This is a genomic window from Streptomyces sp. AgN23 (assembly GCF_001598115.1).
Lineage (GTDB): Bacteria > Actinomycetota > Actinomycetes > Streptomycetales > Streptomycetaceae > Streptomyces > Streptomyces antimycoticus.
This window is the reverse complement of record NZ_CP007153.1, coordinates 4,320,540-4,347,317: the sequence shown is the minus strand read 5'-3', so window position 1 is coordinate 4,347,317 and position 26,778 is coordinate 4,320,540. Positions and strand designations below refer to the sequence as shown.

The 26,778-nt window shown below is 72.3% G+C and carries 28 protein-coding genes; 23 read left to right on the top strand and 5 right to left on the bottom strand.

Annotation, left to right across the window (positions count from 1 at the left end; genetic code table 11):
- The first annotated feature begins 52 nt into the window (after positions 1–52).
- The gene (locus AS97_RS18620; protein WP_063805014.1) at positions 53–1,054 is read left to right on the top strand and encodes an ABC transporter substrate-binding protein; all 1,002 of its coding nucleotides are present in this window, start codon (positions 53–55) and stop codon (positions 1,052–1,054) included.
- Between the two features lie 34 nt (positions 1,055–1,088).
- On the opposite strand, the gene AS97_RS18615 is transcribed toward AS97_RS18620, so the two are convergent.
- From AS97_RS18615 to AS97_RS18600, 4 genes are all read right to left on the bottom strand, one after another.
- Positions 1,089–2,348 carry an MFS transporter gene (locus AS97_RS18615; RefSeq protein WP_247204413.1) on the bottom strand — a complete coding sequence of 420 codons (1,260 nt, stop codon included), beginning with the start codon at positions 2,346–2,348 and terminating at the stop codon, positions 1,089–1,091.
- A complete protein-coding gene (locus AS97_RS18610; RefSeq protein ID WP_014060993.1) occupies positions 2,345–3,127 on the bottom strand; it encodes an LLM class F420-dependent oxidoreductase in 783 nt (260 codons plus the stop codon). The genes AS97_RS18615 and AS97_RS18610 overlap by 4 nt, the downstream gene beginning before the upstream one ends.
- Positions 3,128–3,195: 68 nt before the next feature.
- Entirely contained in the window at positions 3,196–4,212 is a 1,017-nt protein-coding gene (locus tag AS97_RS18605; protein ID WP_086705655.1) for an alcohol dehydrogenase catalytic domain-containing protein, read from the bottom strand.
- Positions 4,213–4,287: 75 nt separating this feature from the next.
- Positions 4,288–5,853, bottom strand: coding sequence for an MFS transporter (locus AS97_RS18600; RefSeq protein ID WP_059148475.1), 1,566 nt, complete (start codon positions 5,851–5,853; stop codon positions 4,288–4,290).
- Positions 5,854–6,198: 345 nt separating this feature from the next.
- Here AS97_RS18600 and AS97_RS18595 point away from each other — a divergent pair, with 345 nt between their 5' ends.
- The 21 genes from AS97_RS18595 to AS97_RS18495 all read left to right on the top strand — a co-directional run bounded on the left by AS97_RS18595 (position 6,199) and on the right by AS97_RS18495 (position 24,670).
- Positions 6,199–6,948: a helix-turn-helix transcriptional regulator gene (locus AS97_RS18595; RefSeq protein ID WP_059148474.1), complete on the top strand. Its 750-nt coding sequence runs from the start codon at positions 6,199–6,201 to the stop codon at positions 6,946–6,948.
- Positions 6,949–7,234: 286 nt separating this feature from the next.
- The gene (locus AS97_RS18590) at positions 7,235–7,486 is read left to right on the top strand and encodes an acyl carrier protein (protein ID WP_059148473.1); all 252 of its coding nucleotides are present in this window, start codon (positions 7,235–7,237) and stop codon (positions 7,484–7,486) included.
- A 38-nt stretch (positions 7,487–7,524) separates the two neighbouring features.
- Positions 7,525–8,766 (top strand): beta-ketoacyl-[acyl-carrier-protein] synthase family protein, encoded by a 1,242-nt coding sequence (locus AS97_RS18585; protein ID WP_059148472.1) that lies wholly within the window; start codon positions 7,525–7,527, stop codon positions 8,764–8,766.
- The gene (locus tag AS97_RS18580; protein ID WP_086705657.1) at positions 8,763–9,908 is read left to right on the top strand and encodes a beta-ketoacyl synthase N-terminal-like domain-containing protein; all 1,146 of its coding nucleotides are present in this window, start codon (positions 8,763–8,765) and stop codon (positions 9,906–9,908) included. The genes AS97_RS18585 and AS97_RS18580 overlap by 4 nt, the downstream gene beginning before the upstream one ends.
- A complete protein-coding gene (locus AS97_RS18575; RefSeq protein ID WP_210565305.1) occupies positions 9,905–11,215 on the top strand; it encodes a beta-ketoacyl synthase N-terminal-like domain-containing protein in 1,311 nt (436 codons plus the stop codon). The genes AS97_RS18580 and AS97_RS18575 overlap by 4 nt, the downstream gene beginning before the upstream one ends.
- Positions 11,212–12,204 carry a thioesterase family protein gene (locus tag AS97_RS18570; RefSeq protein ID WP_059148469.1) on the top strand — a complete coding sequence of 331 codons (993 nt, stop codon included), beginning with the start codon at positions 11,212–11,214 and terminating at the stop codon, positions 12,202–12,204. Before AS97_RS18575 ends, AS97_RS18570 begins: the two co-directional genes overlap by 4 nt.
- Positions 12,204–13,439, top strand: coding sequence for a beta-ketoacyl synthase N-terminal-like domain-containing protein (locus AS97_RS18565; RefSeq protein ID WP_210565304.1), 1,236 nt, complete (start codon positions 12,204–12,206; stop codon positions 13,437–13,439). The genes AS97_RS18570 and AS97_RS18565 overlap by 1 nt, the downstream gene beginning before the upstream one ends.
- Positions 13,436–14,569, top strand: a complete 1,134-nt coding sequence (locus AS97_RS18560) for a beta-ketoacyl synthase N-terminal-like domain-containing protein (RefSeq protein WP_210565303.1) — start codon at positions 13,436–13,438, stop codon at positions 14,567–14,569. Before AS97_RS18565 ends, AS97_RS18560 begins: the two co-directional genes overlap by 4 nt.
- A 25-nt stretch (positions 14,570–14,594) precedes the next feature.
- Entirely contained in the window at positions 14,595–15,386 is a 792-nt protein-coding gene (locus AS97_RS18555) for an SDR family oxidoreductase (RefSeq protein ID WP_059148466.1), read from the top strand.
- Entirely contained in the window at positions 15,383–15,709 is a 327-nt protein-coding gene (locus AS97_RS18550) for a DsrE family protein (protein WP_125758834.1), read from the top strand. The genes AS97_RS18555 and AS97_RS18550 overlap by 4 nt, the downstream gene beginning before the upstream one ends.
- A complete protein-coding gene (locus tag AS97_RS18545) occupies positions 15,709–16,116 on the top strand; it encodes a DsrE family protein (RefSeq protein WP_125758832.1) in 408 nt (135 codons plus the stop codon). The genes AS97_RS18550 and AS97_RS18545 overlap by 1 nt, the downstream gene beginning before the upstream one ends.
- Positions 16,117–16,119: 3 nt before the next feature.
- Positions 16,120–16,515 (top strand): hypothetical protein, encoded by a 396-nt coding sequence (locus tag AS97_RS18540; protein WP_059148463.1) that lies wholly within the window; start codon positions 16,120–16,122, stop codon positions 16,513–16,515.
- Positions 16,516–16,565: 50 nt separating this feature from the next.
- Positions 16,566–17,762 carry a beta-ketoacyl synthase N-terminal-like domain-containing protein gene (locus AS97_RS18535; protein WP_210565302.1) on the top strand — a complete coding sequence of 399 codons (1,197 nt, stop codon included), beginning with the start codon at positions 16,566–16,568 and terminating at the stop codon, positions 17,760–17,762.
- A gap of 38 nt (positions 17,763–17,800) precedes the next feature.
- On the top strand, positions 17,801–18,826 hold the full coding sequence (locus AS97_RS18530) for an ACP S-malonyltransferase (RefSeq protein WP_210565301.1): 1,026 nt from the start codon (positions 17,801–17,803) through the stop codon (positions 18,824–18,826).
- A gap of 34 nt (positions 18,827–18,860) precedes the next feature.
- Entirely contained in the window at positions 18,861–19,115 is a 255-nt protein-coding gene (locus AS97_RS18525) for an acyl carrier protein (protein WP_059148460.1), read from the top strand.
- Position 19,116: 1 nt separating this feature from the next.
- Entirely contained in the window at positions 19,117–19,578 is a 462-nt protein-coding gene (locus AS97_RS18520) for a 3-hydroxyacyl-ACP dehydratase (protein ID WP_210565300.1), read from the top strand.
- Positions 19,575–20,126, top strand: a complete 552-nt coding sequence (locus AS97_RS18515; RefSeq protein ID WP_210565299.1) for a beta-hydroxyacyl-ACP dehydratase — start codon at positions 19,575–19,577, stop codon at positions 20,124–20,126. Before AS97_RS18520 ends, AS97_RS18515 begins: the two co-directional genes overlap by 4 nt.
- Positions 20,127–20,159: 33 nt before the next feature.
- Positions 20,160–20,945, top strand: coding sequence for a 3-oxoacyl-ACP reductase FabG (gene fabG, locus AS97_RS18510; RefSeq protein ID WP_059148457.1), 786 nt, complete (start codon positions 20,160–20,162; stop codon positions 20,943–20,945).
- Between the two features lie 96 nt (positions 20,946–21,041).
- Entirely contained in the window at positions 21,042–21,797 is a 756-nt protein-coding gene (locus AS97_RS18505) for a DsbA family protein (RefSeq protein ID WP_236670208.1), read from the top strand.
- Positions 21,798–21,931: 134 nt separating this feature from the next.
- Positions 21,932–22,861, top strand: coding sequence for an alpha/beta fold hydrolase (locus tag AS97_RS18500; RefSeq protein ID WP_059148455.1), 930 nt, complete (start codon positions 21,932–21,934; stop codon positions 22,859–22,861).
- Between the two features lie 54 nt (positions 22,862–22,915).
- Positions 22,916–24,670 (top strand): biotin carboxylase N-terminal domain-containing protein, encoded by a 1,755-nt coding sequence (locus AS97_RS18495; RefSeq protein WP_210565298.1) that lies wholly within the window; start codon positions 22,916–22,918, stop codon positions 24,668–24,670.
- Between the two features lie 89 nt (positions 24,671–24,759).
- On the opposite strand, the gene AS97_RS18490 is transcribed toward AS97_RS18495, so the two are convergent.
- Positions 24,760–25,671: an alpha/beta fold hydrolase gene (locus AS97_RS18490; RefSeq protein WP_059142022.1), complete on the bottom strand. Its 912-nt coding sequence runs from the start codon at positions 25,669–25,671 to the stop codon at positions 24,760–24,762.
- A 276-nt stretch (positions 25,672–25,947) separates the two neighbouring features.
- Here AS97_RS18490 and AS97_RS18485 point away from each other — a divergent pair, with 276 nt between their 5' ends.
- Positions 25,948–26,766 (top strand): 4'-phosphopantetheinyl transferase superfamily protein, encoded by an 819-nt coding sequence (locus tag AS97_RS18485; RefSeq protein ID WP_210565297.1) that lies wholly within the window; start codon positions 25,948–25,950, stop codon positions 26,764–26,766.
- Positions 26,767–26,778: the final 12 nt, after the last annotated feature.

Here is a 26,778-nt window from a genome sequence, read left to right as displayed (position 1 = left end):
GTACGTGCGTTTCGTGCAGACGTCCATGAGGCGTGCTCGCAGACACCGGGTTATGGGCGCGGCCCTCGCTTCCATGGTGGCCCTGGCCACCTTGACCTCATGCGCCGAGGAGCCGAAGGACGCGGGGGACAAGGGCGGGGCAAGCATCACGGTGGGGCTGACCTACACCCCCAACATCCAGTTCTCCCCGTTCTATGTGGCCGCCGAAAAGGGCTACTACAAGGACGCCGGACTCCATGTGACGCTGCGCCACCACGGCGCGGCCGAAGATCTCTTCGGGGCCCTCTCCTCGGGCAAGGAAGATGTGATCTACGCGGGCGGTGACGAGATGCTCCAGGCGCGCGCCAAAAATGTGCCCGTCGTGGATATCGCCACCTTCTACCAGAAATATCCGGTGGGGCTGATCGTGCCCAAGGATTCCGACATCCGCACCCCCGCCGACCTCAAGGGCCGGAAGATCGGCACTCCCGGTCCCTTCGGTGAGACCTATTTCGGGTTGCTGGCGCTCCTCAAGGAGGGCGGTCTTTCCACCAAGGATGCCAAGGTGCAGAACATCGGCTTCACCCAGCAGGCGGCCCTCACCGGAAACAAGGTGGAGGGGGTGATGGGCTATCTCAACAATGACGCCGTCTCGTTCAAGGAGGCCGGCAAGGACGTCCGGTCGATTACCCTCGACTCGGGCGCGGCCGGAGATCAGCTGGTGGGCGTGGGTCTGGGCGCCAAGAAGAAGACGCTCGACAAGCGCGGTGACGACATCGGGAAGTTCGTCGACGCCTCTTTGCGCGGATTGCGCTATGCGATCGACCACCAGGACGAGGCCATCGAGCTCAGCGAGAAGTACGTACCGGGGCTGCGCGGCGAGAAGCAGCGGAACAACGCCCGCGCGGTGCTCAAGGCCACCGCGCCGCTGATGAAGAACGACCAGGGCGAGCTGGGCGCGATCGATCCGCAGACCTGGACCCGGATGGCCGACTTCATGTACGACCAGGGGCTCCTGGAGAAGACGGTCACGCCGGAGGACGCCTACGACACGTCGTATCTCCCCAAGTCGTGAAGTCCTGAGGAGAGTTCGGGGCGCGGCGGACGGTTCAGGTGTCCGCCGCCCGCCCACGCAGCGCGGCGGTCACGGCGAACGCGGCCGCCGCGCCCAGCGCGAGCGCCAGCCAGCCGCCCGTCGCCGAGGCGTGGGCGACGATGAACAGCCCGATCGGTGGCCCGGAGGCCGTGCCCAGGTTCCAGGCCAGCGACGCGAGCGCGCTCGCCCGGCCCACCGCTTCCTCGCCCGACCAGCGCAGCAGCAGCGGATAGAAGGCGGAGGAGTACATCAGCTCGCCCGCCGCGAAGACCACCGCGAAGGCCAGCAGCAGCCCGTACCGCACGGCGGCCGGGGCCGCCTGTCCGGCCAGGGCCGCGCCCAGACCGCAGCCGAACGCCACCGCCCACAGCACCGGTCCGCCCGCCAGGACCACGGTCTCCGGCAGCCGCTCCAGCCGGCCGCGCAGCAGCGGCTGCAGGGCGATCAGGGCGAAGGAGTTGGCCGCGACCACCACGCTGACCCAGCCCAGTGTGACCGCCATCCGGTCGTGCAACAGCAGCGGTACGGTCGCCTCGATCTGCGTGAAGCCGACGATCGCGAAGAGCGCTTGGGCCAGGATCAGCAGGGCCATGGGGCGGGCGCGCAGCAGGGAGCGATAGGTCGGCCCGGGCCCGGACGGCTGTGCGCCGCCGGGCCGTTCCCTCGCCGCGGTCCTGGCCCGGGGCCGTACGCCCAGGATCACCGCGATCAGCGGCAGCGCCGCCAGTCCGTTGGCCAGGTACAGCCAGCGCAGCGTCCCCGCCGGGGTGTCCGCGCCGTGCAGCGCGAGCCCAGCCGCGACCGAGCCCAGGCCGATCCCGGCGTTGTTGACGATGTGCCGGATGGCGAAGGCCGCGCGGCGGCCGCTCTCGGGGACGGCCGTGTCCACGATGCCCACGATCGAGGCGTAGAAGAGCCCGAAGCCGACCCCGACGCACACCCCCGAGGCGAGCACCAGCGGCACCGAGCCGGCCGGTGCCAGCAGGGCGTATCCGGCCGCCAGCGCCGCGGCGCCCAGCGCGCCCACCCGGTGCGGGCTGCCCCGGTCGGCCAGCGGACCGCCGGCCAGGGCGGCGGCGAAGCTGGCCGTGGCCATCGCGATGAAGTAGCCGCCCGCCGCCCGGCCGCCGAGCCCCAGCAACTGGCTGATGTAGATCGAGGTGAACGGGAAGCACAGCCCGTTGCCCAGGCTGGACAGCAGCAGCGCGCCCATGAGCAGACCGAAGCGGCGCCCCAGGGGCGTGCGGGGCGCCGTCGCGCGGAGGGCCGTCACGAGGTGAGCGCGGCGCGCACCTTGAGCAGCTCCTCGGCCTTCCGCAGGTCGTACGGGGCCGGGAGGGAGAGCACCACATGGACCGCCCCGGCCTCGGCGAATCCCTCGACGAGCGGCAGCTGGTCCGGGTTGACCATGACCGTGCGGGCGACCTGGCCCGGGTCCCGGCCGACCCGCTCGCACCACTGGTCCAGGACGCCGCTGAGCTCGCGGAAGTCGGCGACCGGGTCCTCGGAGGCCCAGCCGTACCAGTTCCACCAGTCGGCCTCGCGGGCCACCAGCTCCAGGGTGCGCCGCCGCCCGGCGCCGCCGATCAGCAGCGGAAGCGGGCCCGCGGGGCCGGGGTTGAGCTTGGCCAGCCGCTCCTTGACGGCGGTGACGGACGCGGCGAAGGCGTCCATGCGCCCGGCCGGTCCGGGGAAGGGCAGCCCGTACTCGGTGTGCTCGGCCTCGAACCAGCCCGCGCCCAGCCCGAGCACCAGCCGCCCGCCGCTGAGCTGGTCGACGGTGCGGGCCATGTCCGCCAGCAGATCCGGATTGCGGAACGCGGTGCAGCTCACCAGCGGCCCGATGGTGGCCCGCTGGGTCTCGACCGCCATCGCGGACAGCAGCGACCAGCACTCGTAGTGGCGCCCGGCGGGGTCGCCGGTGTGCGGCAGGAAGTGGTCCCAGGTCCACAGCGAGTCGACCCCGAGGGCGTCGGCCTCGCGCCACGCGGTGCGCAGCTCGGCGATTCCGGTGTGCTGGGGGTGGAGTTGCACGCCTACGCGCAGGGACACGGAGGTGAATCCTTTCTGTGGGGGACTCTGTGGGCGGCTCTGTTCGCGATGCGGCCGAAGCGGAGCCGTTACGGCGTGACGACCACGCGGTAGACGGGGGTTTCGGCGGCCTGCTTGAGCGCCTTCTCGACCTCGTCCAGCGGGTAGCGCGCCGTGACCAGCGTCTCCAGCCGTGCGGCCAGCCGGCCGCCGCGCAGCAGCTCGGCGGCGGCGCGCCAGTCGTCCGGCTCATGGCTGAAGGAGCCGGTGACGGTGAGCTGGCGGCGGTGCACCTCGTAGCCGGGGAGCTCGGCGGGCGGGCCGCCGGGGCCGCCGCCGTAGAGGACGATGGTGCCGCCGTCGGCGACCGCGGCGAGAGCGGCGGCGATGGCCTCCTTGGACGCGATGGTCACGACGACCACGTCCGCCGGGGGCAGTTGGCCGATGTCCTCGGGGGTGACGGCCGCGTCGGCGCCCGCCGCCGCGATGGCGGCCAGCCGCTGCTCGTCCCGTTCGACCACCGCGACCCCGCGGGCCTGCAGCTGCGCGGCGACGGCGAAGTGGAGATGGCCCATATAGCCGGCGCCGATGACGGTGACCCGGTCCCCGGCGCGGAAGCCGCCGCGGCGCAGCGAGTGGACCACGCAGGCCAGTGGTTCGCCCATGGCGGCGACGGCGGGGTCGGTGTCGCCGACCGACCACACCCGCGAGGCGGGCAGGACGATGTATTCGGCGAGCCCGGCGCCCATGGTGATCGCGCCGTCCTCGCGCTTGTGCCCTTGGAGTGCCACGCAGATGGCGGTCTGGCCGCGCCGGCAGCTGCGGCAGGCTCCGCAGCGCGGCAGTCCGTCGAGGGTGACGAGGGAGCCGACGGCGGGCATGTCCTCCAGTGCGGCGGCCTTGGCGCCGATCCGCTCCACCCAGCCGGAGATCTCATGTCCGGCGGCGGCCGGATAGACCGCCATCCGGCCCGCGTAGAGATTGGCCTCCATGGTGCAGATACCGCAGGCCGCGATGCGTACCAGCACCTCGGAGTCACCGATGTCGGGGACAGGTATGTCTCTGGTCTCCACCCGGCCTGCCGCCGTGATGACAGCTGTACGCATGTGAACTGCCTTCCGGATTACGGACGTTGTGCCGGGAGGCTATGCCGGGGCGACAGGGGTGGCAAGGAAGAACGATCACATGCTGGATCGCGCACCGGAAGACGTCCTGCGGAACGCCCACCAGATGATCACGGCTCCGGCCGCGGCGGCGGCCGCGCCGACGATGGAGGCCACGTGCATCGCGTGGACGAACCCCTCGTCGGCGATGTCCGACAGCCGGGGCAGCCGCATCTTCGCGCCGAGCAGCCGGGTGGCCTCGGGCGACTCCCCGGCGGTGTCGGCGGCACCGGAGGGCAGCCCGCTCAGCCGGGGGGTGACCCGGTCGCGGTAGACGCTGACCAGGACGGAGCCGAGGACCGCCACTCCGAGGACCCCGCCGATCTGCCGCAGCGAGTTGTTGACGGCGGAGCCGGCGCCGGTCCGGTCGGCGGGGAGGATGGCCATGATCGCCTCGGTGGTGGGCGCGACGGCGGCACCCATGCCCAGGCCCTGGAGGATGAGGAAGACCCAGAACAGCGGCAGTCCGCTGCTCTCGTCCAGGAAGACGTAGGCGACGAAGCCGGTGGTGGCGATCAGCATGGCCGCGGTGACGACCGGGCGCACCCCGTGGTTCCGTACCAGCTTGGCCGAGAGCGGGGCGCCCAGCAGCACACCGAGGGCGACCGGGGCGATCGACAGCCCGCACTCCAGCGGCGTCTGTCCCTGGACGCCCTGCAGATAGAAGCTGGTGTAGTACATCGAGCCGTTGAGCCCGAAGAACGTGAGCATGACGGCGACGCTGGCGCCGGTGAAGCGGATGTCACGGAAGAGCCGGACGTCGAAGCTGGGGTTGGCGACGCGCAGTTCGACGAGGACGAAGACCACGACCAGCAGCACGCCCCCGGCCAGCGAGGCGACGATGGCCGGATCGGTCCAGTCGTTGCGGTGGCCGCCCTCGATGACGCCCCAGACGATGGCGAAGAGCCCGGCGGTGGAGAGCACCACGCCCAGCGGGTCGAACTTCTGCCGCACCCGGGTGACCACACCGGGCAGGAAGACGAACGAACCGGCCACGCACAGCACCACGATCGGCACATTGACCAGGAAGACCGACCCCCACCAGAAGTGGTCGAGCAGCGCTCCGCTGAGCATCGGCCCAGTGGCGATCGCGATTCCACTGGAACCCGACCAGATCGCGATGGCGGTGGCCCGGTGCCGCTCGTCGAAGACCTGGGCGATCAGGGCGAGGGTCGCGGGCATGATCAGGGCGCTGCCGATGCCCATCGCGCCGCGGGCCACGATGAGTTCGGTGGCCGAGCCGGAGTAGGCGGCCCAGGCGGAGGCCGCGCCGAAGAGCACCATGCCGGTCAGCAGTAAGCGGCGGTGGCCGTAGCGGTCGGCGAGCACACCGCCGGTGAACAGCAGCACCGCGAAGACCAGGGTGTAGGAGCTGATGCTCCACTGGAGCTGATTGGGGCTCGCCCCGAGCCCTTCGTCGGGATCGGCGAGGGTCTTGAGGGCCACGTTGAGCACGGTGTTGTCCAGCCACACCGCGAGTTGGGACAGGACGAGCACCGAGAGCGCGAGCCATTGCCGGCCGGTGGGGGAGTGCGCGGAACCGGCCTGCGCGGCATCGGTGGTCGCGGTGTTCTGTGCAGCCATGGGGGCGGCGCCTTTCGGGACCCTGGGGAAGGTGGGGGGGTCCGCGTCGTATGGCAAGGGATGGCGTGCTGGCTCTAGAGGAAGTTACCAATCCGCCGAGCGGGGGCGCAGCCCCTTCCCGGCACGGGGAGGTGTCGTGGCCGGAACACGCGGGTATTTCCCGGCGGGAAGTGTCCCATAAGGAACGATCTTCCTTGCCGTGTGCCAGGGGGCTCGTTACTGTTCCCGGAAAGGGAACGGGGGTGTCCTTTGAGCCATTTCGGAAATCAACCAAATGGGCGAGTGCCTATTGACGGATTTGACGCGGAGGTCGGCGCGGGGAGAGCGGTTCGAACGGAGCCGGACATGGGGTCGGACAACCTGGAGGAGACGCTGGGCCAGGCGTTACGCCTGCTGGAGTCCGCAGTGCACCACCACCGCCGCTCCGCGCTGGCCTCGGCGTCCGCCGAACTGCCGGTGGCCGGGGAGGCCGTGGCCGGGTGGGTGGCGCGGCTGGTGCTGCGCGCCGAGCGGGATGTGATCTGGAGCCTGCCCGAGGTGACGGGCGATGACCACGCCCGGCTGGTCGGACAGACGCTCGCCCAGCTGGCGGGCAAGGGGGTCAGGACCCGGATGCTCTGCCCGCCGGGCGTCATCCGGGGCGCGGCCTGGCAGCGCTCGGTGGGGACCGTGGCGCGGCTGGAGGTGCGCGTCTGTGAGGGCGTGCGGCAGGAGCTGGTGGTCGTGGACGGAGCGGCGGTCATCGCGCCCGACGCCTCGCCGGGCGAGCCCGGCGGCTCCCGCGCCTCGATGATCCAGAACTCGACCGTGGCCGATATGCTGCATCAGCTGCTGAGCGGCATGTGGGACACGGCCCAGCGCCCGATGCGGCCCCTGTCGTTCGAGGGCGGCGCGCGCGGCCGGGTGCTGCGCGAGGTGCTGAAGCTGATGGCCGAGGGCTACAAGGACGACGCCGCGGCCCGCAAACTCGGCCTTTCGGTGCGTACCTACCGTCGCTATGTGGCTGACATCATGCGGGACCTGCAGGTCGAATCGCGGTTCCAGGCCGGAGTGCGCGCCGTGCGCGCCGGGCTGATGGAGTCCGACCCCGACTAGGGGGCGGTCCGCACACCCGGGCAGCAGCCGGGTTGTTGGTGGTTTGAACGCTATTGGCACGCTTCTGTCCACTGACGACCTGGCAGCTTCCTGCAGAATTCAACTTCTGACCGCGGGGTAACCGGCTGCCGTCTGCAGCTTTATGACACCCGGACCAGTCGAATGCTGGTGTTCACCCGGCGCGTGACAGCTAGTGGACTCTGGGGTTGTCCCCTCCTCTACCGGCGCCTAGCGTCAGCGGAAGCTTCGTCGCTTTGCCCATGCCCGAAAATGGAGGTGCGCGGTAATGACCGCCATCGTCGAAGAGCGTCGTGAAACCATCAAGGAAATCGTCACCGATATTCTTGAGATCGACCCCGACGAGGTCACTGAGACCAGTCTCTTCAAAGAAGAGCATGACGCGGATTCACTGCGTGCCATTGAAATACTCGCGGCTTTGGAGAAGAACTTCAATATCGTCATAGAGCAGTCCGAACTCAGCCGGATGGTGAACCTTCAAGGCGTCTACGAGGTTGTCTCCGGCGCGGCGGGCTGGTGACCGCCGGATCCAGGCGGTCTCTCGGAAGGCAGGGCGAAATGCGTGGTGAGCCGGGTCGCAGGGTCGTCGTCACCGGCCTCGGTGCGGTGTCCGGGATCGGCATCGGCGCGGCGGAATTCCTCGCCGGACTGCGCGCCGGGAAGAGCGCGGCGGGCCCCATCACCGCGTTCGACACGGAGGGCTTCGACCGCTCTACGGCGTGTGAGGTCAAGGATTTCGAGCCGGACCGGTGGATTCGAAATCTCGATGTACGGACCCTGGGCCGGGCGAGTCGGTTCTCGGTCGCGGCGGCCCGTATGGCGGTGGCCGACGCCGGATTCGCCGAGTCGGAGAGCGCGCTGCGCGACATCCCCTGTCTGATCTCCGTCGGCACCACCGACGGCGAGTCCAGGGACCTGGACCATTTGGTCGAGGAGGAAGTGGACCTCGGGCCGGAGCGGATGGATCCCACGGTCGCCCGGCGGGTGCCCGCCGGACGGCTTTCGAGCGCGATCGCCCAGGAGTTCGGTCTCACCCGGGCCGAGGCGGTCACCCTCCCCACCGCATGCGCCGCCGGGAACTACGCGATCGGCTACGGCTTCGACGCCATCCGCGCCGGGGACGTGGACCTCGCGCTGTGCGGCGGGGCCGACGCCCTGTGCCGTAAGACCTTCACCGGCTTCTACCGCCTCGGCACCATCGCCCCCGAGCGCTGCCGGCCCTTCGACAAGGACCGCAAGGGCATCCTCACCGGCGAGGGCGCGGGCATCCTGGTGCTGGAGAGCCTGGAGTCGGCGCTGGCCCGGGGCGCCCGTATCTACGCCGAGGTCCTCGGCTACGGGCTCAACTGCGACGCGGACCACCCCGTGGCCCCCAACCAGGACAGCGTGGCCCGCTGTATGCGGCTGGCCCTCGACAACGCCAACGTCAAGCCGGACGAGGTCGACTTCATCTCCGCGCACGGCACCGGCACCAAGGCCAACGACATCACCGAGGCCCGCGCCATCCGCCAGGTGTTCGGGGACGCCGCCCCGCCGCGCACGGTCTCCATCAAGTCGATGATCGGCCATTCCATGGGCGCCGCCGGGGCGCTGGCCTCGATCGCCTGCGCCCTCGCGCTCACCGAGGGCTTCATCCCGCCGACCATCAACCACCAAGAGACCGACCCGGAATGCGGTCTGGACTGTGTGCCCAACCAGGCCGTGGACGCCGATCTGAAGGTGGTCCAGAACAACGGCCTGGCCTTCGGCGGCAACAACGCCGTCGTCATCTTCGGCAAGAGCCGAGCGGACTGGGCATGAGTCAGCTGGTGACCGGCGCCGGAGCCGTGGCGAGCGTGGGCGAGGGCGTCGACGAGGTCTTCCAGGCTCTGTGCGCCGGCATCAGCGGACTCGGCGAACTGCGCGGCTTCGACCGGGAGCGGTACCGGACCCGCCACGCGTACGAGATCGACGACCGCCCCGCACCCGGCGCCGACCTCCCGGGCCGCGCCACCGACTGGCTGCTGCGCGCGGTCGGCGAGGCCGCGGCCCAGGCCGGGCTCGGCGAGGACCTGAGCGAGGTGCCCGTCCTCGTCGGCACCGGGCTGCGGGAACTGCGCTCCGCCGAACTCGCCTGGCGCGACGGCGCGCCCTTCGACATCGGCCGGCTGCACTTCGGCACCGCACTGCGGACACGTTTCGGCGCGGTGCGCACCCACACCTTCTCCGGGGCCTGCTCGGCCTCCCTCTACGCGCTCGCACTCGCCGCCGACCTGCTGACCACGGGGGCCGAGGACACCGTGGTGGTGGCCGGTGTGGACACCCTCACCGAGTCGATGTACGGGCTGCTGGACCGCGTCAACAGCGAACCTCCCGACCGCGTCCGGCCGTTCGACCGGGACCGCCGCGGGGTGCTGATGGGCGACGGCGCGGCGGCGGTGGTGCTGCGCCGGGAGGAGCCCGGCGCGGGGACCGGTGCGCTCGGCCGGGTGCGCGCCGTCAGCATGAACTGCGACGCGCGCCATGTGACCGCCCCCGACCCCCGGGGCATCGCGCGGGCGGTGCACGAGGCGCAGTGGCGGGCCGGCGTCAAACCGGGCGACATCGATCTGGTGCTGCTGCACGGCACCGGCACCCAGTTGAACGACGCCGCCGAGGCGGCCGCCATCGCCGAGGTCTTCGGCCATGAAGTGCGCGGGCCCCTGATGACCGCCATCAAGTCCATGACCGGCCACACCTCGGGCGGCTCCGGTCTGCTCAGCCTGATCGTCGCGCTGGAGTCCCTGGCGTCGGGCCGGGTACCGCCCACCCTGGGCCTGACCGAACCGCTGCCCGAGGCCGCGGCGTTCCGGTTCGTCCGGGAGGAGGCGCGGGACGGCGGGGATCTGCGGGTCGCGCAGATCGACGCGTTCGGCTTCGGCGGTGTCAACGCGGTCGCCATCGTGGAGAGGGCCGGCCGATGACGCGAGGCCCCGGCGAAGTCGTCGTCACCGGCGTCGGCCTGGCCCTCCCGGGCGCCGACACCCCCGACGCGCTGCTGCGCCGCACCGCCTGCGCCGTCACCGGACCCGCCGCCGAACCGTTCGACACCGCCGCCCGGATCGGTCGCCGCGGCCACCGCTACAAGGACCGGGCCACCCGGCTGGCGCTGTGCGCAGCGCTCGACGCGCTGCGGGACGCCCGTCTGATCCCCTCCGACGGCGAGGAGGTGACGGTGCCCGGCGACACCGTCGGCGTGGTCGCCAGCTCCAACCTGGGCAACCTCGACACCGCCTGCCTCACCGCCGCCGCCATCGCCGAGCGTTCGGCCGTGGACCTCAGCCCCATGAGCCTGCCGAACGCCTCCAGCAATGTGATCGCCTCCTGGGTCGCCATCCGCCACGGTCTGCGCGGCCCCAACCTGATGCTGTGCAACGGGGCGACATCCGGTCTGGACGCCGTCCACTGGGGTGCCGCGCTGGTCGCGGCGGGCCGGGTCCGGCGCGCGGTGGTGATCGGCGTGGAGACGCACAACGCCGTCGTGGAGGATCTGCTCGGCCGGTCCGCCGATGAGCTGCTGGACGGCGCGGCGGCCCTCGTGGTCGAGGGTGCCCGGTGGGCCGAGGGCCGGGGGGCGCGCGCCGCCGCCACCCTCGGCCGGTACCAACGGCGGGCCGGGCTCAGCGGCTGTGTGGAGGCCCTGCTGCCCGGCGGCGCCGCGCCCGGCGTCTGGTTCACCCCCGAGCGTTACGCCGAGGGGCCCGCCGGGACCGGGGCCGGGACCGGGGCCGGGGCCGGGACCGACGGGGCCGTACCGGTGCCGGAGGCCGTGCCGCGCTACGACGTCACCAGCGCGGTGGGCCGGGCCTCCGGGGCCCTCGGGGTGCTGCAGTGCGTGGCGGCCATCGGCTGGCTGGCCCGCGCCGAGGCCGGGACGGACGCTGCGCCCGGCGCCGGACCGCAAGCCGCCGGACCGCAAGCCGCCGGACCGCGAGCCGTCGGGTCGGAAGCCGCCGGACTGCGAGACGCCGGGTCGGAAGCCGCCGAACGGCGAGCCGCCGGGTCGGAAGCCGCCGGGTCGGAAGCGGGAGCCGGGAGCGGTACCGCCTGTGCCGCCGGTCCCGGGGCCGCGCCGGGCCCGGTGCCCGTGCCCGCGTCCCGCCAGGCGCTGATCACCAGCGGTGACGACACCGCGGACGCCGTGGCCGGACTGCTGCTGCGCCCCACGCCCGACCGGTGCCACCCGCACCCTCCACGTGCCCCCCTTATCTCCATGGAGTGTTCCCGATGACCGCCGCCGCCCCGCCGATGTCGACCAAAGCCCTGCTGACGGACGCCACCACCGTCCGGCTGCGCCCGCGCTACGAGGGCTCGAACATCTGCACCTGGATCGGCTTCAAACACGTCAACTACCTCGTCGAGGAAGCCGTGCTGGTGCACTTCGCGGGCTCCGGGGCGCCCGCCCGCCGGCTGTACGAGGAGCACGGTCTCGGGCTGGACGTCGTGGCCCTGGAGACCCGCATCCTGCACGCCTTCCACATGGACGACGTGGCCGAGGCCGAGGTGACGCCGGACACCGCCGACGACGACCGCACCCTCGGCTTCCGGGTGACCCTCCGCGTGGAGCGCGGCGGCTCGGTCCTCAAGGCCGTCGCCGCCAAGGTGCGGGTCTCGCTGCGCGCCGACGCCTATCTGCCGGAGCCCACCGAACCGCCCGCCGAATTCGCGCCGTTCGTGGTGGACCGGCTGGGGGCCGAGGGGGCCGCCGGCGAGCTCGCGCGGATCCGCGTGTCGCTGCCGGACGGCGCCGAGGACGCCGTCCTGGCCTCGCTGACCGAGGGCCGCAACGCCTACGCCTGGAAGTGGAACATCCCCTATCCGTACTGCCACTTCACCGAGCGGCTGCAGATGTCCGGCTATCTGCGGCTGATGGAGGAGGCCAAGGACCGCTTCGTCCGGGACCGCGGCATCTCCATCAAGACCCTGCTGGACGACCGCAGGTGGATACCGGTCGTCCCCCAGTCCTCGGTGCGCGTCATCGACGAGGCGGTGATGGAGGAGGACCTCTACACCGTCTACACGGTGGAGGAGATCTTCAAGGACCTCACCTACACCGCCCGGATGGACTGCTTCGTCGTCCGCGACGGCGCGCTCACCCTCACCGCCACCGGCCGGATCACCCACGGCTACGCGGTGATCGAGAACCGCAGTGACTGGCGGCTGGTCCCCTTCGACCAGCGGGTGCTGGACGCGCTGGCCGGAAAGCAGAGCGGCACCTGATGGACGACGTACTGGTCACCGGGCTCGGCGCGCTGTCCCCGCTGGGCGCGGGCACCGGCGCCTTCTGGCGGGGGATGCACGCGGCGGACACCGCGCCGGTGCGGGTCCCCGATCCGCTCGCGCACATGGACCATCCGCTGATGTACCTGGTGCCGGAGGCCGACCTTCCGGACGGTCCCGAGGAGCAGGACGGGCTGCCGCTGGGGCGCGGCTCCCGGTTCGCGCTCGCGGCGGCGCGCGAGGCGGTCGCCGACGCGGGGCTCGCCGCGCTGCCGGGGCCGGACGCCTCGGGCGCCACGGACGCCGGGCTCGATCCGCGCCGGGTGGCCGTCGCCCTGAGTACCGGTATGGGCGACACGGATCTGCACGAGGGCTGGTGGACCGGCGAGACCCCCGCGTCCGGCCGCTGGGCGCCCGCCTTTCCGCTGGCCTCGGTGGTCGGCGGGTGGTTCGGCGCGCAGGGCGTCAACACCTGCGTCAGCAACGCGTGCGCCGCCAGCGGCTACGCGCTCTCGATGGCCGCGGATCTGATCCGCTCCGGCGAGGCCGACGTGGTCATCGCGGGCGGCGCCGAGGCGTACTCCCGGGTCGCCCTCGCCTGCTTCAACCGGCTGGGCGCCATCGACCCGGAGCGCTGCCGCCCGTTCGCCGCCGAGCGGCGCGGCACTCTCTTCGGTGAGGGCGCCGCCGTGCTCGTCCTGGAGTCCGCCGCGCACGCCCGCGCGCGCGGCGCGCGCACCGTCTACGGCCGTCTGGCGGGCGCCGGCTGGAGCTGCGACGCCTACCACCCGACGGCCCCCGAGCCCTCCGGTGAGCAGATCGAGCGCGCGATGCGCGTGGCGCTGCGGGAGGCGGGGGCCGGGACAGGGTCCGGGGCCGAATCCGGCTCGGGCGGGCTGGGGTTCGTGATCCCGCACGGCACCGGCACCGCGCTCAACGACGTGGTGGAGAGCCAGGTACTGGACGCCCTGACCCCCCGGACGCCGCTCTACAGCGTCAAGGCGCTCATCGGGCACACCGGCGGCGCGGCGGGCGCGTTCGCCGCGCTGGCCGCCAGCCTGGTGCTGCACCACAAGACGCTGCCGCCGAATGTGCCGGTCGGCACGCCGGATCCGGAGTGCGCGGTGCCGCTGCCGTCCGGCTCCGCGCCCATGACCGGGGCGTACGGGCTGGTCAACGCCTACGCCTTCGGGGGCAACAACATCTCGCTCGTCTTCGGGGAGGCCGCCGCGTGAGCGACGCACGTGCGGCCGCCAGGCCGCCGACGGCGACGAAAGCCGCGCCTCCGCGCCGCGTGGGCGGAGAGGCGAACGAGGAGGCGGAGCGCAGCGAACCGGCCGTCGGCCTGGTGGTGACGGGCATCGGCACCGTGGGCGCGGACGGCTTCGACTTCCGTACGGCGCTCGGCCGGCACGGCTACAAGTACCTGCCCGCCGCCTCCCAGTACTTCCTCGCCGCGGCCAAGCGCGCGCTGGCACAGGCGGGCCCGGACGCCCTGGAGGCGGTCGGGCCCGAGGAGCGGGGCGCCGCGGTGGGCACCAACAGCGCGGCCGTCGCCCTGCACCACACGATGGACCGTACGGTCACCGCCACCGGGGCCGAAGATCTGTCCCCGGTCACCGCGCCCTACTTCTCCATCAACCTCTTCGGCAGCCGGCTGGCCACCGAACACGACCTCAAGGGCTTCAACCTCACCTTCACCAGCCCCCGGGTCGCGGGCCTCGAAGCGCTGCAGAACGGCCGGCGCGCCCTCGTCACCGGCCGGGCCCGGTGGCTGCTGGCCGGGGCCACCGAGGAGGCGCTGCCCGAGGGCGAACCGGGGGCGGAGACCTCGGAGGCCGGAGCCGTCGCGCTGGTGCTGGAGCCCGAGACGGCCGCCCGGAGCCGGGGGGCGGCGGCGCTGGGCCGGGTGGGTGTCCGCTCGTTCTTCCTGCCGCCGCGGGTGGCCGGCTCCGCCGAGGGGGCCGAGCGGGCCGCGGCGCTGCTGCGGGACGCGCTGGACGCCCTCGGCCACCGGCCCGACCGGCCCCTGGCCGTCACCGCCGTCCTGGACGGCTCCCCGGTCGGCGAGGCCGTGGCGGCGGCGCTGGAGGAGAAGGTGCTGGACGAGCGGGCCCCCGGCGGGCGGACGGCGGCCGGGAAGCCCGAGCGGGTCCTGGCGGGCGCGGGCGCCCTGGAGCCGGTGGCGCGCGTGGCCGCCGCCCTCGGCGCACCGGCGGGGCATGTCCACGCCGTCGTCACGGCGGCGGCCGAGGGAAACATCGCGGTCTGCCTGGTCACTCCAAGCGGCGCCACCCAGGGCGGCACCACCCAGGGCGGCACCGCCGGAGCGGAAGCCGGCAGCGCGGAAGCGAGCAGCCGATGAGCGGACGACGGAGGGCGAGCGGCCGATGATCACCCGACTCGAAGGTTCCTGGTGCCTGGTCCTGGGCGCCTCCAGCGGAATGGGCCTGGCCATCGCCCATGAACTGGCCCGCGAGGGCGTCCACATCCTGGGCGTCCACTTCGACACCACCGACGGCCAGGAGAAGGCCGCCGTCGCCCGGGAGGAGATGCGCGGCCACGGCGTCGAGGCCCACTTCTTCAACGCCAACGCCGCCTCCGCCCGCACCCGCGAGGAGCTGCTGCCCCGGTTCGAGGAGCTGACCGGCGGCACGGGCATCCGGATCGTGGTGCACTCCCTGGCCTTCGGCACCCTGCTGCCGTACGTCGGCGCCGAGGGCGAGGACAGCCTGACCGCCCGCCAGATGAACATGACGCTCGACGTGATGGCGCACTCCCTCGTCTACTGGACCCAGGACCTGTTCACCGCGGGGCTGCTGCGCGAGGGCGCCAAGGTGTACGCGATGACCAGCGCCGGGGGCACCCGGGTGATGCCCCACTACGGCGCCGTCTCCGCGGCCAAGGCCGCCCTGGAGTCCCACGTACGCCAGCTCGCCCTGGAGCTCGCCCCCTCCGGTATCGCCGTCAACGCGCTGCGCGCCGGGGTGACCCCGACCCCGTCCATGGAGCGCATCCCCGGCAGTGACCGGCTCGCCGTCCACGCGCGGGACCTCAATCCGCACCGGCGGCTGACCCGCCCCGAGGACGTCGCCGAAGCCGTCTCGCTGCTCTCGCGCACCGACTCCTCCTGGATCACCGGCAATGTGATCGGCGTGGACGGGGGTGAGCTGTTGACATGACGGCCCATCTGCTGATCGAGACGGGCGGGCCGCAGACCGGACCCGCCTGTGAACGGTTCCTCGGCGACGCCGCGCGGCTGGTCAGGGACGGCCACCAGGTGGTGCTGTTCCTCGTGGAGAACGGTGTGACCGCCGCCGTCCCCGGCGCCGCCCCAAGCATCGAGACGTTCCTCGGCGACGGCGGCGAGCTGTGGGTGGACTCCTTCTCCGCCGCCCAGCGCGCGCTGCCCGCCGCCGATCTGACGCCCCGGGCGCGGCTGGTGGAGATGGACGACGTGGCCGCCAAGCTGCTGGAACCGCGGGTCAGGGCGGTGTGGCACTGATGCCCAGGCCCGTTCCCCGTACCGAGGTGCTGCTCAACCTCTTCGGCGCGCCCCACCAGAGCGACCTGGTCACCTCGGCGCTGCGGCTGGCGTCCGCGCTGCTCGCCCGGGGGGCCAGGGTGCAGATCTGGACCTGCGGCGACGCCACCCGGCTGACCGGTGCGGCCCTCGGCGACACCAAACCGCGCGACTACACCGACCTGGGGCGCGAGCATCCGTCCACCGCCCGCGTCGTCCGCGAGCTGATCGAGGATCACCCCGACCGGCTGTACTGGTACGTGTGCCGCTTCTGCGCCGAGGAGCGGGGCGCCGCCGACCAGATACCACAGGTGCGCACGCGGGCCCCCTTCGTCTTCGCCGAGCATGTGAACGCGGCGGACAAGAGCCTGCTCATGGGGGTGTGCTGAGCCATGGGCGACCAGGCGCGCTGGCTGCTGATCGTGGAGAAGGCGTACCGGGGCTCGATCGAGACCCAGTACGCCGACGTGCTGTACTGCGTGCCCGATCTGCACCGGCAGAGCGGCGGCTGCGATGTGGCGCTGCGCGGCCCCGCCGTCGGCTACGCCCTCGACACGGGCCCGCGGCCCTCGCTGCGTCTGGGCACCCGCACCCTGGACACCCTGCCCCATCCACCGGCCTCCGTGGCGAAGCTGCTGGCCGCCGGGGTGACCGTGCTGGTCGAGGAGGACGGCCTGGCCGCGCTCGGCCGCACCGCCGCCGAGCGGCTGCTGCCCGGCGTACGCGTCATCGAGGGCGACGACCTCGCCGCGCGCTGGCCCTCCTACGAACAGGTGTGGTTCCTGTGACCCGCCCCTCCCACGGCCCCCGGGCCTCTACCGAAGGAGTACCCGAACCCATGGTCAACGCCCCCGGCGGGGCAGCCCCGGTCATCTCGGCCTGGACCGCCGTATCGCCCCTGGGACTGCGCGGGGCCGACTTCACCGCGGCCCTGCGGTCCGGCCGCGCGGCCGGCCGTCCGCTGGACCCCGAGGAGTGGTCGGTGCCGTTCCGCGAGGCGAGCCTCGTGCCCGACTTCCACATCCGGCAGATCCTCGGCCGTAAGGGCACCCGCTCGATGGACCGGGCCACCGGACTGGCCGTCACCGCGATCCGCCATCTGCTGACCGGCGAGCGCGAGCACGACGAGGCCGAGCGGCTGCCGGGGGTGGGCGAGGACACCGGCCTGGCGCTCGGCACCAGCACCGGCTCCGCCCAGAGCATCATGGACTTCACCCGGGACTCGCTGGTGGGGGAGAAGCCCTTCTACGTGGACCCGGCCCGGTTCCCCAACACCGTGATGAACTGCGCGGCCGGGCAGTCCGCCATCTGGCACGGGCTCAAGGGCCCCAACACCACCATCGCGGGCGGCCGCGCCACCGGACTGCTCGCCCTCCGGTACGCGCTGCGGCTGCAGCGCGCCGGGCGGGCTCAGGCCGTGCTGTGCGGGGCGGTCGAGGAGTTCTCCTCCGCCCGCGCCTGGCTGGAGTGGCACGCCCGCACGGATGAGGAGAGCGCCGACAGCGCCGCCGTGCTCGGGGAGGGCGCGGCCGTGTGGCTGCTGGAGCCCGACGCCTCGGCGCGCGAACACGGCCGTAAGCCGCTCGCCGAGGTCCTGGGCCTGGAGTTCGGCTGCGCGGCGGACGCGACGCAGGCCCGTACGGTGCTCGCCGAGGCGATCGGCCGGCTGCTGGACCGCACCGCCGTGACCCCCGGCGAGCTGAGGGCCGTCGCCGACTCCGGAGCCCCCGGCGCCGAGGGGGAGGCCGAGCGCGCCGCCCTCGCCGACGCCCTCGGGGATGCGGAGCCGCCGCGGATCACTGCCGCCGACACCGTCGGGGACACCTGCGCCGCCGCGGCGGCCTTCCAGATCGCCGCCGTCCTGGCGATGGCCGAGCACGGTCGTCCGTCGACAGGGGGCACCTCCCAGCGGCAGCTGGGGGAGGCTGAAGCGCCCCGGAGGCGAATCGAGCCTCTGAAAAATGGCGATACCGCCCTGGTCACCACCGTGGACCGGGACGGCGTGGTCGGTGCGGCCCTGCTGCGGATCCGGTGACGGGCCGACCGCCCCCTGAGCTGAAGGAGCTGGTTGAGATGACGGACCGAGAGACGACGGGCGGCGCCCTCGACGGCACGGCGCCCCGTACGGCGCTGGTCTTCCCCGGGCAGGGCGCCCAGAAGGCGGGCATGGGCCAGACGTGGCGGGACACCGCCTCCTGGGGGCTGGTGGCCGAGGTATCGGAGTACTCCGGTATCGACGTCGAGGAACTCCTGCTGAAGACCGACGACGAGACGCTGCGCCGCACCGATCTCGCCCAGATCGCCGTCTTCACCACGGAGGTGCTCGCCCACCGCGAGGCGGAGGCGGCCGGACTGCTGGGCGATGTGGTGGCCTGCGCCGGGCACAGCCTGGGCGAGTACACCGCGCTCCACGCCGCCGGGGCCCTGCCGCTCGCCGACACCGCCCGCTTGGTCGCCGCCCGCGGCCGGGCCATGCGCGCATGCGCCGAGCGGTCGCCCGGCACCATGGCCGCCGTGGTGCGGCTCGGCCCCGAGACCGTGGAGGCGCTGGTCACCCAGGTCCAGGAGGACGGCGGCCAGGTCTGGATCGCCAATGTCAACGCACCCGGCGCCATCGTGCTCTCGGGCACCGCCGAGGCCGTGGACCGGCTCGCCGAACTGGCCCTCGAGAACGAGGGCAAGGTGATCCGGCTCGCCGTCGGCGGCGCCTTCCACAGCCCGCTGATGGCCTCGGCCGCCGACGACGTGCGCGAGGCCCTGGCCGCCGTGCACTTCGCCGCCGAGCACCTTCCGGTCGTCGCCAACGTGGACGCCCGCCCGTACGCGAGCGGCGAGCACTGGCGGGAGCTCGAACTGAACCAGCTCACCAGCCCGGTGCGCTGGGAGGAGAGCGTGCGCACGCTCGCCGATGATCTGGGATGCACCCGGTTCGTGGAGCTGGGTCCCGGGCGCCAGCTCACCGGCATGATCCGCCGGATCGCGAAGGGCGCGCTCACCGTCCCGGTCGAGTCGGCCGCCGCCCTCGCCAAGCTCGCCGCCCCCGAAGCCCCTGAAGCCCCCGAAAACCCGGAAACATCCGGAACCCCCGAACCCCGCTGAGCCTCACCCTTTGAGAGCGGAAGGAGACCCCCGCATGGCCGACGCCATCGCCGCCCTGGACATGGACGAACTGCGCACCTTCGTCGCGGATGTGCTCGATGTGGACGAGGAGGACGTCACCGACGACGCCGACTTCGTCAAGACGCTGGGCGTGGACTCCCTCATGGCCCTCGAGGTCATGGTCGTCCTGGAGAAGAAGTACTCGGTGAAGCTGGCGGAGCGGGAGATGAAGGACATCACCACGCTCCGCAAGGTGCACGACCTGCTCGCCTCGAAGCTGGAGAAGTGAGATGACGGCGGCCGCGTGCGGGCCGGTCGACGGCACCGTGGAGGTCGTGGACCCCGGCGTCCCCGGTGAGCGGCCCGCCCGGTGCGTGGCCGTGGTCGGCGCGTCGGAGAAGGTGTTCGCCGGGCACTTCCCGGGGTTCGCCATCTTCCCCGGCGTATGTGTCGTGGAGTACGTCCAGCGCGGCGCCCTCGCCACGCTGCCGGAGCGCGAACCGGGCGGGCGCTGGGTCCTGGCGGCCGTCGAGTCCTCCCGCTTCCTCAGCCCGGTCTACCCCGGAGACGAGCTGACCAGCGAATACGTCTGGTCGCGCAAGGACGGGGCGGTGCGCTGCCGGGCCTCGGCGGCCACCGGGCGCGGCCCCGCCGCGCAGATAAGGCTGCGCTTCGAGAACCGGGACGTCCGGGGCGCGGAGGCCGGGGCGGGGGAGCGGAGAGACCAGGGCCGAGGAGCGGACGCCGGATGATCACCGTCGATGAGATCAAGCGGGTGCTGCCGCACCGCTACCCCATGCTGCTGATCGACCGGGTCACCGAGCTGGTGCCGGGCGAGCGGGCGAGCGGGCTGAAGGCGGTCACCTGCAATGAACCCTGGTACGAGGGGATGCCGGACACCGCGTCCGCGGAGGACTACCACTATCCGTGGACGGTGCTCATCGAGTCCTGGTGCCATGTGGCCGGGGTGCTGGTGGCCTGGGACCGGCCCAACCCCGATGTACGCAAGGGCAAGGCGATGCTGCTCGGCGGCATCACCGACGCCGAGTTCCACCGCCCGGTGGTGCCGGGCGATGTGGTGGAGCATCATGTGCGATTGGCCCGCCAGGTCGGCGAGACCTTCGTCTTCGAGGGCGAGAGCCTGGTCGGGAAGGAGACCGTCCTCACCATCGGGCGGCTGACGATGACCATGCGCCCGGCCTCCGACCTGGACGCCCCGCCCGTGACCGCCTCGCCCGTGACCGGCCCGCCGGCGGCCGCGCCGCCCGTGCCCGACCCTCCTGTGCCCGACCCCCTCTGACCGACACCACCTCCGGGAGAAGGACCTCACCGTATGTCCGACCGAATATCCGACGACACGGGCCGCGCATCCGGTGACAACGAGCCGACGCGGCGCGTCGCGCTGGTCTCCGGCGGCTCCCGCGGCATTGGCCGGTCCACCGTGCTGCGGCTGGCCCGGGACGGCTTCGACGTGGCGTTCTGCCATCACTCCAGCCCCGATGCCGCCCGTGAGCTGGAGGAGGAGGCGGCGCGGCACGGCGGCGGGCGGGTGATCGGCCGGCAGACGGACGTCCGCGACGCGGGCGCGGTGCGCGAACTGGTCGCCTTCACCGAGGAGTCGCTCGGCCCGGTCGACGTCGTGGTCACCTCCGCCGGGATCACCCGGGACAATCCGCTGCTGCTGATGAAGGACGAGGAGTGGCGGGACGTTCTGGAGGTCAACCTGGACGGCACCTATCACCTGTGCCGTTCCGTGGTGTTCGGAATGATGAAACGCAAGTCCGGATGCGTCATCAACATCTCGTCGGCCGCCGGGATCCACGGCAATGCGACCCAGAGCAATTACGCGGCCTCCAAAGCGGGGATCATCGGCTTCACCAAGTCGCTCGCCAAGGAGGTCGGACGGTATGGCATACGGGCCAATGTGGTGGCGCCCGGCTTCGTCGAGACCGATATGACGGCGGAGCTTTCCGAACGGGTGCGCAAGGAGGCGGAGCAGAGCATCCCACTGCGCCGCTTCGGCCGTCCGGAGGAGGTCGCCGACATGGTCGGGTACCTGGTCGGAGCGGAGTATGTGACCGGAGCGGTGTTCCAGGTCGATGGCGGCATCGTCCTCTGACGGGCGCCGTCGGCACCTTTGACCGAGCGGTGTTCGGCGGCTGAGGGCCGCTCAATGAGCGTCATGCACGAGACGGACGAGCGAGGAGGTACGGACGTGGCAGCCAAGCGCAGCAAAGTACCGCGCTTCTATTTCAATTTCCGCAGCCCGTACAGCTGGATCGCCTACCGTGACCTGATGGACCGCTATCCGGATGTCGCACAGGCGGTGGAATGGCACCCCTGGTGGGAACCGGACGCGGATGGTGAGCGCCGTATGGCCGAACAACGCCATCACTTTCCGTATACGGCGATGTCCCGGGAGAAGCATCTCTATATCCTCCAGGATGTGCGCCGGCTGACGACCGGCCGCGGCCTCGCGGTCAACTGGCCGGTGGATCTCGACCCGGTCTGGGAGGTGCCGCATCTGCCGTACTTCCTGGCGCTGGACGCGGGGCTCGGCCCCGACTACATCGAGCGCGTCTACCGGGCGCGCTGGCAGGAGGGCCGCGACATCTGCGACCGTACGACCATCGCGGCCATCGCCGGTGAGCTGGGGCTTCCGGCCGACCGGGCGGCGGCAGCGGCCGATGACGAGGAGCTGCGCGGCGGCCGGGGACTCCAGGCCCTGCTCGCGCTCAGCGACGCCGGGGCGTTCGGCGTGCCGTTCTTCACCCACGGCTATGACAAGTTCTGGGGCGTGGACCGGCTGCCGGCCTTCGTCGACGCGGTCCGCTCCGGCTCCGGGCCGCGCCCGGGCTCCGGTGACCGGTCCGGCCCCCGCTCCCGGGACACGCCCGCCGCCGTGCCGTCGGACACCGACTTCGCGGCCGCCCGGTCGGCCGATCCGGGCCATGCCGGAGGCTGTGGCTGACTCTTCGCCCGCCCGCTCGTTCACACGTTGTCGCCCGTCCGACCGCCCGTCCCGACCGCCCGTCCACCGCCCGCCGCGACCGAGACGAGAACGCCCTGACCGCCGACGGACACTCCCCCTCCTGGAGGCCGCAGATGCCCGAGCCACGCCAGACGTCGGCGCGCTCTCCCTCCCTGGGAGCCCGCGCCCTCTCGGCCGCGGCCCTGCCGATCGCCCCGCTGTACGGGGCCTCGCTGGCGTATCTGGCCTTCCATCCGCGGCGCCGGGAACAGCGGGAGCACCCACGGGACCACGGGCTGCCCTGTACGGAGCTGAAGGTGCCGTTCGCGGCGCGGAAGCACCTGGACACCTGGCTGTGCCCGGCGTCCCCCGAGAAGGTGGTGGTGCTCGGGCACAGCATGGCCACGGCGAAGGACCACAGCCTGCGCCATGCGAAGTTCCTGCACGACGCCGGGTACACCGTCTGTCTGTTCGACCACCGCAACCACGGGGCCAGCAGCGACGACCGGGCGCTGTTCGGGCTCGGTGACCGGTTCGCGAGCGATGTCACCGCCGTGGTGTCCCACCTGCGCGACCAGCGGGGGTACGGCACGGCGCGGATAGCCTTCTACGGCTTCTCGTTCTCGTGCTTCTCGTCCATGTGGGCGCTGACGCACGACGGATTCGAACTTGACGCGCTGGTGTGTGACAGCGGGCCGGGGCACGACGTCCCGCCGCTGCTGCGCAAGTTCCTGGAGGCGGAGGCGCTGCCGCTGCCCGCTGTGCTGAAGGGCGAGCCGGCCCGTTCGGTGGTGGCGCGGACGCTGTGCGCGGTGGGCCCGGCCATGCTCCGGGCCCAGTGGCCCCCGCCCGCGACGGGCAAGTTCGCCAAGATCCCCCTGTTGTTCATGTCGGGCGAGCACGATGCGATCGTGCCGCCTTCCTCGGTGGACGCGCTGGCCGAGCGCTATGCCCAGGCCGAGACGCACGTCCTGCCGGGAGCCGAGCATCTGCTCGGGCTGGAGACCGATCCTGAAGGCTACGCGAGCGTGGTGCTGGATTTCCTTGAGCGGGCCCTGGGGTAGCAACCTTGACCGTCCCTCCCGGGACGGAACTTTTCGGAAGAGGGAAGAGAGAGCATGCAGAAGGTGCTCATCGCCAATCGTGGCGAGATCGCTGTCCGTGTTGCCCGTGCCTGCCGGGATGCCGGGATCGCGAGCGTAGCCGTCTACGCCGATCCGGACCGGGACGCATGTCATGTGCGCGCGGCCGATGAAGCCTATGCGCTGGGCGGTGACACCCCGGCAGCCAGCTATCTCGACCAGGCCAAGGTCCTGGCCGCGGCCGCCGAATCCGGCGCCGACGCCGTCCACCCCGGCTACGGATTCCTCTCCGAGAACGCCGAATTCGCCCAGGCCGTCCTCGACGCGGGCCTGACCTGGATCGGCCCCCCGCCGCACGCCATCCGCGACCTGGGCGACAAGGTCGCCGCCCGCCACATCGCCCAGCGCGCCGGCGCCCCCCTGGTCGCCGGCACCCCCGACCCGGTCTCCGGCGCGGACGAGGTCGTGGCCTTCGCCGAACAGCACGGCCTGCCCATCGCCATCAAAGCCGCCTTCGGCGGCGGCGGCCGCGGCCTGAAGGTCGCCCGCACCATGGAAGAAGTCCCCGAGCTCTACGACTCCGCCGTCCGCGAGGCCGTGGCGGCGTTCGGCCGCGGGGAGTGCTTCGTCGAGCGCTACCTCGACAAGCCCCGCCATGTGGAGACCCAGTGCCTGGCCGACACCCACGGCAACGTGGTGGTCGTCTCCACCCGTGACTGCTCCCTCCAGCGCCGCCACCAAAAGCTCGTCGAAGAGGCCCCGGCCCCGTTCCTGACCCAGGAGCAGAACGACCAGCTCTACGCCGCCTCCAAGGCCATCCTCAAGGAAGCCGGCTATGTGGGCGCCGGCACCGTCGAGTTCCTCGTCGGCAACGACGGCACCATCTCCTTCCTCGAGGTCAACACCCGTCTCCAGGTGGAACACCCGGTCACCGAAGAGGTCACCGGCATCGACCTGGTCCGGGAGATGTTCCGCATCGCCGACGGGGAGAAGCTGGGGTACGACGACCCGCCGATGCGCGGCCACTCCTTCGAGTTCCGCATCAACGGCGAGGACCCGGGCCGCAACTTCCTGCCCGCCCCCGGCACCGTGACCTCCTTCGTCCCGCCCGCCGGGCCCGGTGTGCGGCTGGACGCGGGCGTGGAGTCCGGCAGCGTCATCGGCCCGGCGTGGGACTCGCTGCTGGCCAAGCTGATCGTCACCGGCGCCACCCGCACCCAGGCCCTGCAGCGCGCCGCCCGCGCCCTGGCCGAGTTCCAGGTCGAGGGCATGGCCACCGCGATCCCGTTCCACCAGGCCGTGGTGGTGGACCCGGCGTTCACCAGCGAACCGTTCACGATCCACACCCGCTGGATCGAGACCGAGTTCAACAACACCATCGCCCCCTTCGCTCCGACCGGGATGGACGAGGCCGACGAGCCCACCGCCCGTGAGACCGTCGTGGTGGAGGTCGGCGGCAAGCGGCTGGAGATCTCGCTTCCGGCGGTCCTCGGCCTGGCGGTGTCGCCCGGGGAGGTCGCGGGGACCAAGAAGCCGAAGCGCAAGGCGGTCAAGAAGTCCGGCTCCGCCGCCTCCGGCGACGCCCTGGCCTCCCCGATGCAGGGCACCATCGTCAAGGTCGCCGTGGACGAGGGCGACACCGTGGCCGAGGGCGACCTCATCGTCGTCCTGGAGGCCATGAAGATGGAACAGCCCCTCAACGCCCACCGCGCGGGCACCGTCAAGAGCCTGAACGCGAATGTCGGCGCCTCGGTCAGCGCGGGCGCCGTGATCTGCGAACTCAAGGACTGACCCGCCGCGATGGCACCCTTACGGCGGGCTCCGAGCGGAGCCCGCCACGTTCAGTCCTTGAGGTCGGCCCTTGGAGCCGGTCCCGGAGGTCAGTCCTTGAGCGTCCGCTCCAGGAAGCCCAGGACGGTCTCCGCGTATGTCTCCGGCTGGGTCTTGATCCCCTGCAGATGCTCGGTGTCCGGCAGGGTGTGCACCTCGGCCAGCGGATAGCGCTCGGCCAGCGCCCGCACCCCGGACGCGGGGATCATGGTGTCGAGTTCACCGGTCAGAAAGAGCATCGGGGTGCGCTCGTACGCGCCGCCGAGCGGCGGGGGCCACTGCACCCGCAGCATCGCCACGGCGGCCGACGAGGCGACCGTCTCGACGACCGTGCGGGAGGGGCCGGTGCCCAGCGGGCCGGGGATGGGCACGCCGCCGGCCGCGACGAAGTTCCGGAACAGCGGGGCCAGCTCCAGCGCCGGACCGCTGTCGAAGATCACCGCGTCGACCGGGCAGTCCTCCCTCTTGAGCATGTAGAAGGAGGGGAAGGTCGAGATGGAGAAGCCGTAGATCGCGATGCGCGCCGTGGCGTACTCGTCCATCGACCGCATATGCCGCACCACGGCGACGACATCGTCGGTGTGACGGTCGCTCATGCCCCAGCCCGCCCGGTCCGCGACGCTCTTACCGTGGTTGCGGTGGTCGAACATCGCGACCGTATAGCCGGCCTCGCTGAGCAGCCGCGCCTGCGCCAGGCTCGCGGACTTGCTCAGCCCCAGGCCGTGTCCGAGGACCACGACCCGCTCGGTGTCGCCGGGGATGAGCCAGACATGCAGTCCGCGCCCCTGCTGACCGTTCAGCGGAACGTTGACATCCGTGCTGGTCAGCCCCAGGTCGGCGGGCTTCTTGTGATGCGGTCTGCGGGGCGGGTGGTAGATCATGTACGAGAGGAAGGCGCCGTACAACGGTGCCACCGGGAGGGTCACCGCCGAAGCCGCCTTGGCCAGGAATCCCGTCGCCATGGTCGTCAAACCCCTATCACCGCTCGTGCCCGGACGTGCGCGATCGTAGTGCGGACGGGCAGGTGACCGCGTCGGCCGGGAGGCGAACGTGGCCGAAGTCACCGGGTGTCCGTGATCGGCAACGCCGCCGCGCGGCAAGGGCGTTGGGGACGCGGGAACGGGGTGTGGTGGCACGTTCGGACGGCGGGGGGCCCACGGCGCGCCGCGCGCCCCGTTGTACCGTCAGTACGTCCACAGCGAGCGCATCATCGGCCGATAGCACGGGGGAAGCGAACAGTGTCCTTCACCAGCCCGGTTCAGCCCGCACAAGAGCCCCGGCAATGGGCTCCGGTCGGCGCCCTGCCCACTCCCGGAGACCGTCCCGGCCCCGGTGAGGTGGCCGTGTGGCTGCTGCGGATACCGCCCTGTGCCGCCGCTGCCGTCGCCGTCGCGGAGGGCATGCTGGACGAGCGGGAGCGCGAGCGCGCGGGGAGGCTGCGGACCGACCTGCTGCGCGAGCGCTATGTCACCTCCCATGTGGGGCTGCGGACGCTGCTCGGCGGCTATCTCGGCATTGCCCCCGCCGAGGTCGCGTTCGTCCGGGAGACCTGCGGAATGCCGGACTGCGACAAGCCGCACGGCCGTCCGGCCATCGCGGGCGAGGACTCGCTGCACTTCTCCCTCTCCCACTCCGGGGACGCCGCCCTGTGCGCCGTCGCCGGGGTGCCCGTGGGCGCCGATGTCGAGGAGCGGGACCCCGAGCGCACCGGGACCCGGCTGACGGGGCTGATCGGGCAGCTGCACCCGGAGGAGCGGGCGGCGATCGACGCGCTTCCGGAAGGGCTGCGCGCGGAGGCGTTCCTGGGCTGCTGGGTCCGTAAGGAGGCATACCTCAAGGGCATCGGCACCGGGCTGCCGGGCGGGATCAGCGCCCACCATGTGGGTCTCGCCGAGGGGCTGGCCCCCGCCGACGCGCCGTCCGGGCCCAGCGGCTGGGCCTTCGCCGACATCGGGGCACCGCCCGGCTACCACGCCGCGGTCGCCGTACGGAACGAGACCGCGCCCGGTGGCCCGGCGCGGCCGGTGGTGACCGTGGCCGGTCTGCCCCTGGGCTGAGCGGCCCGGGTA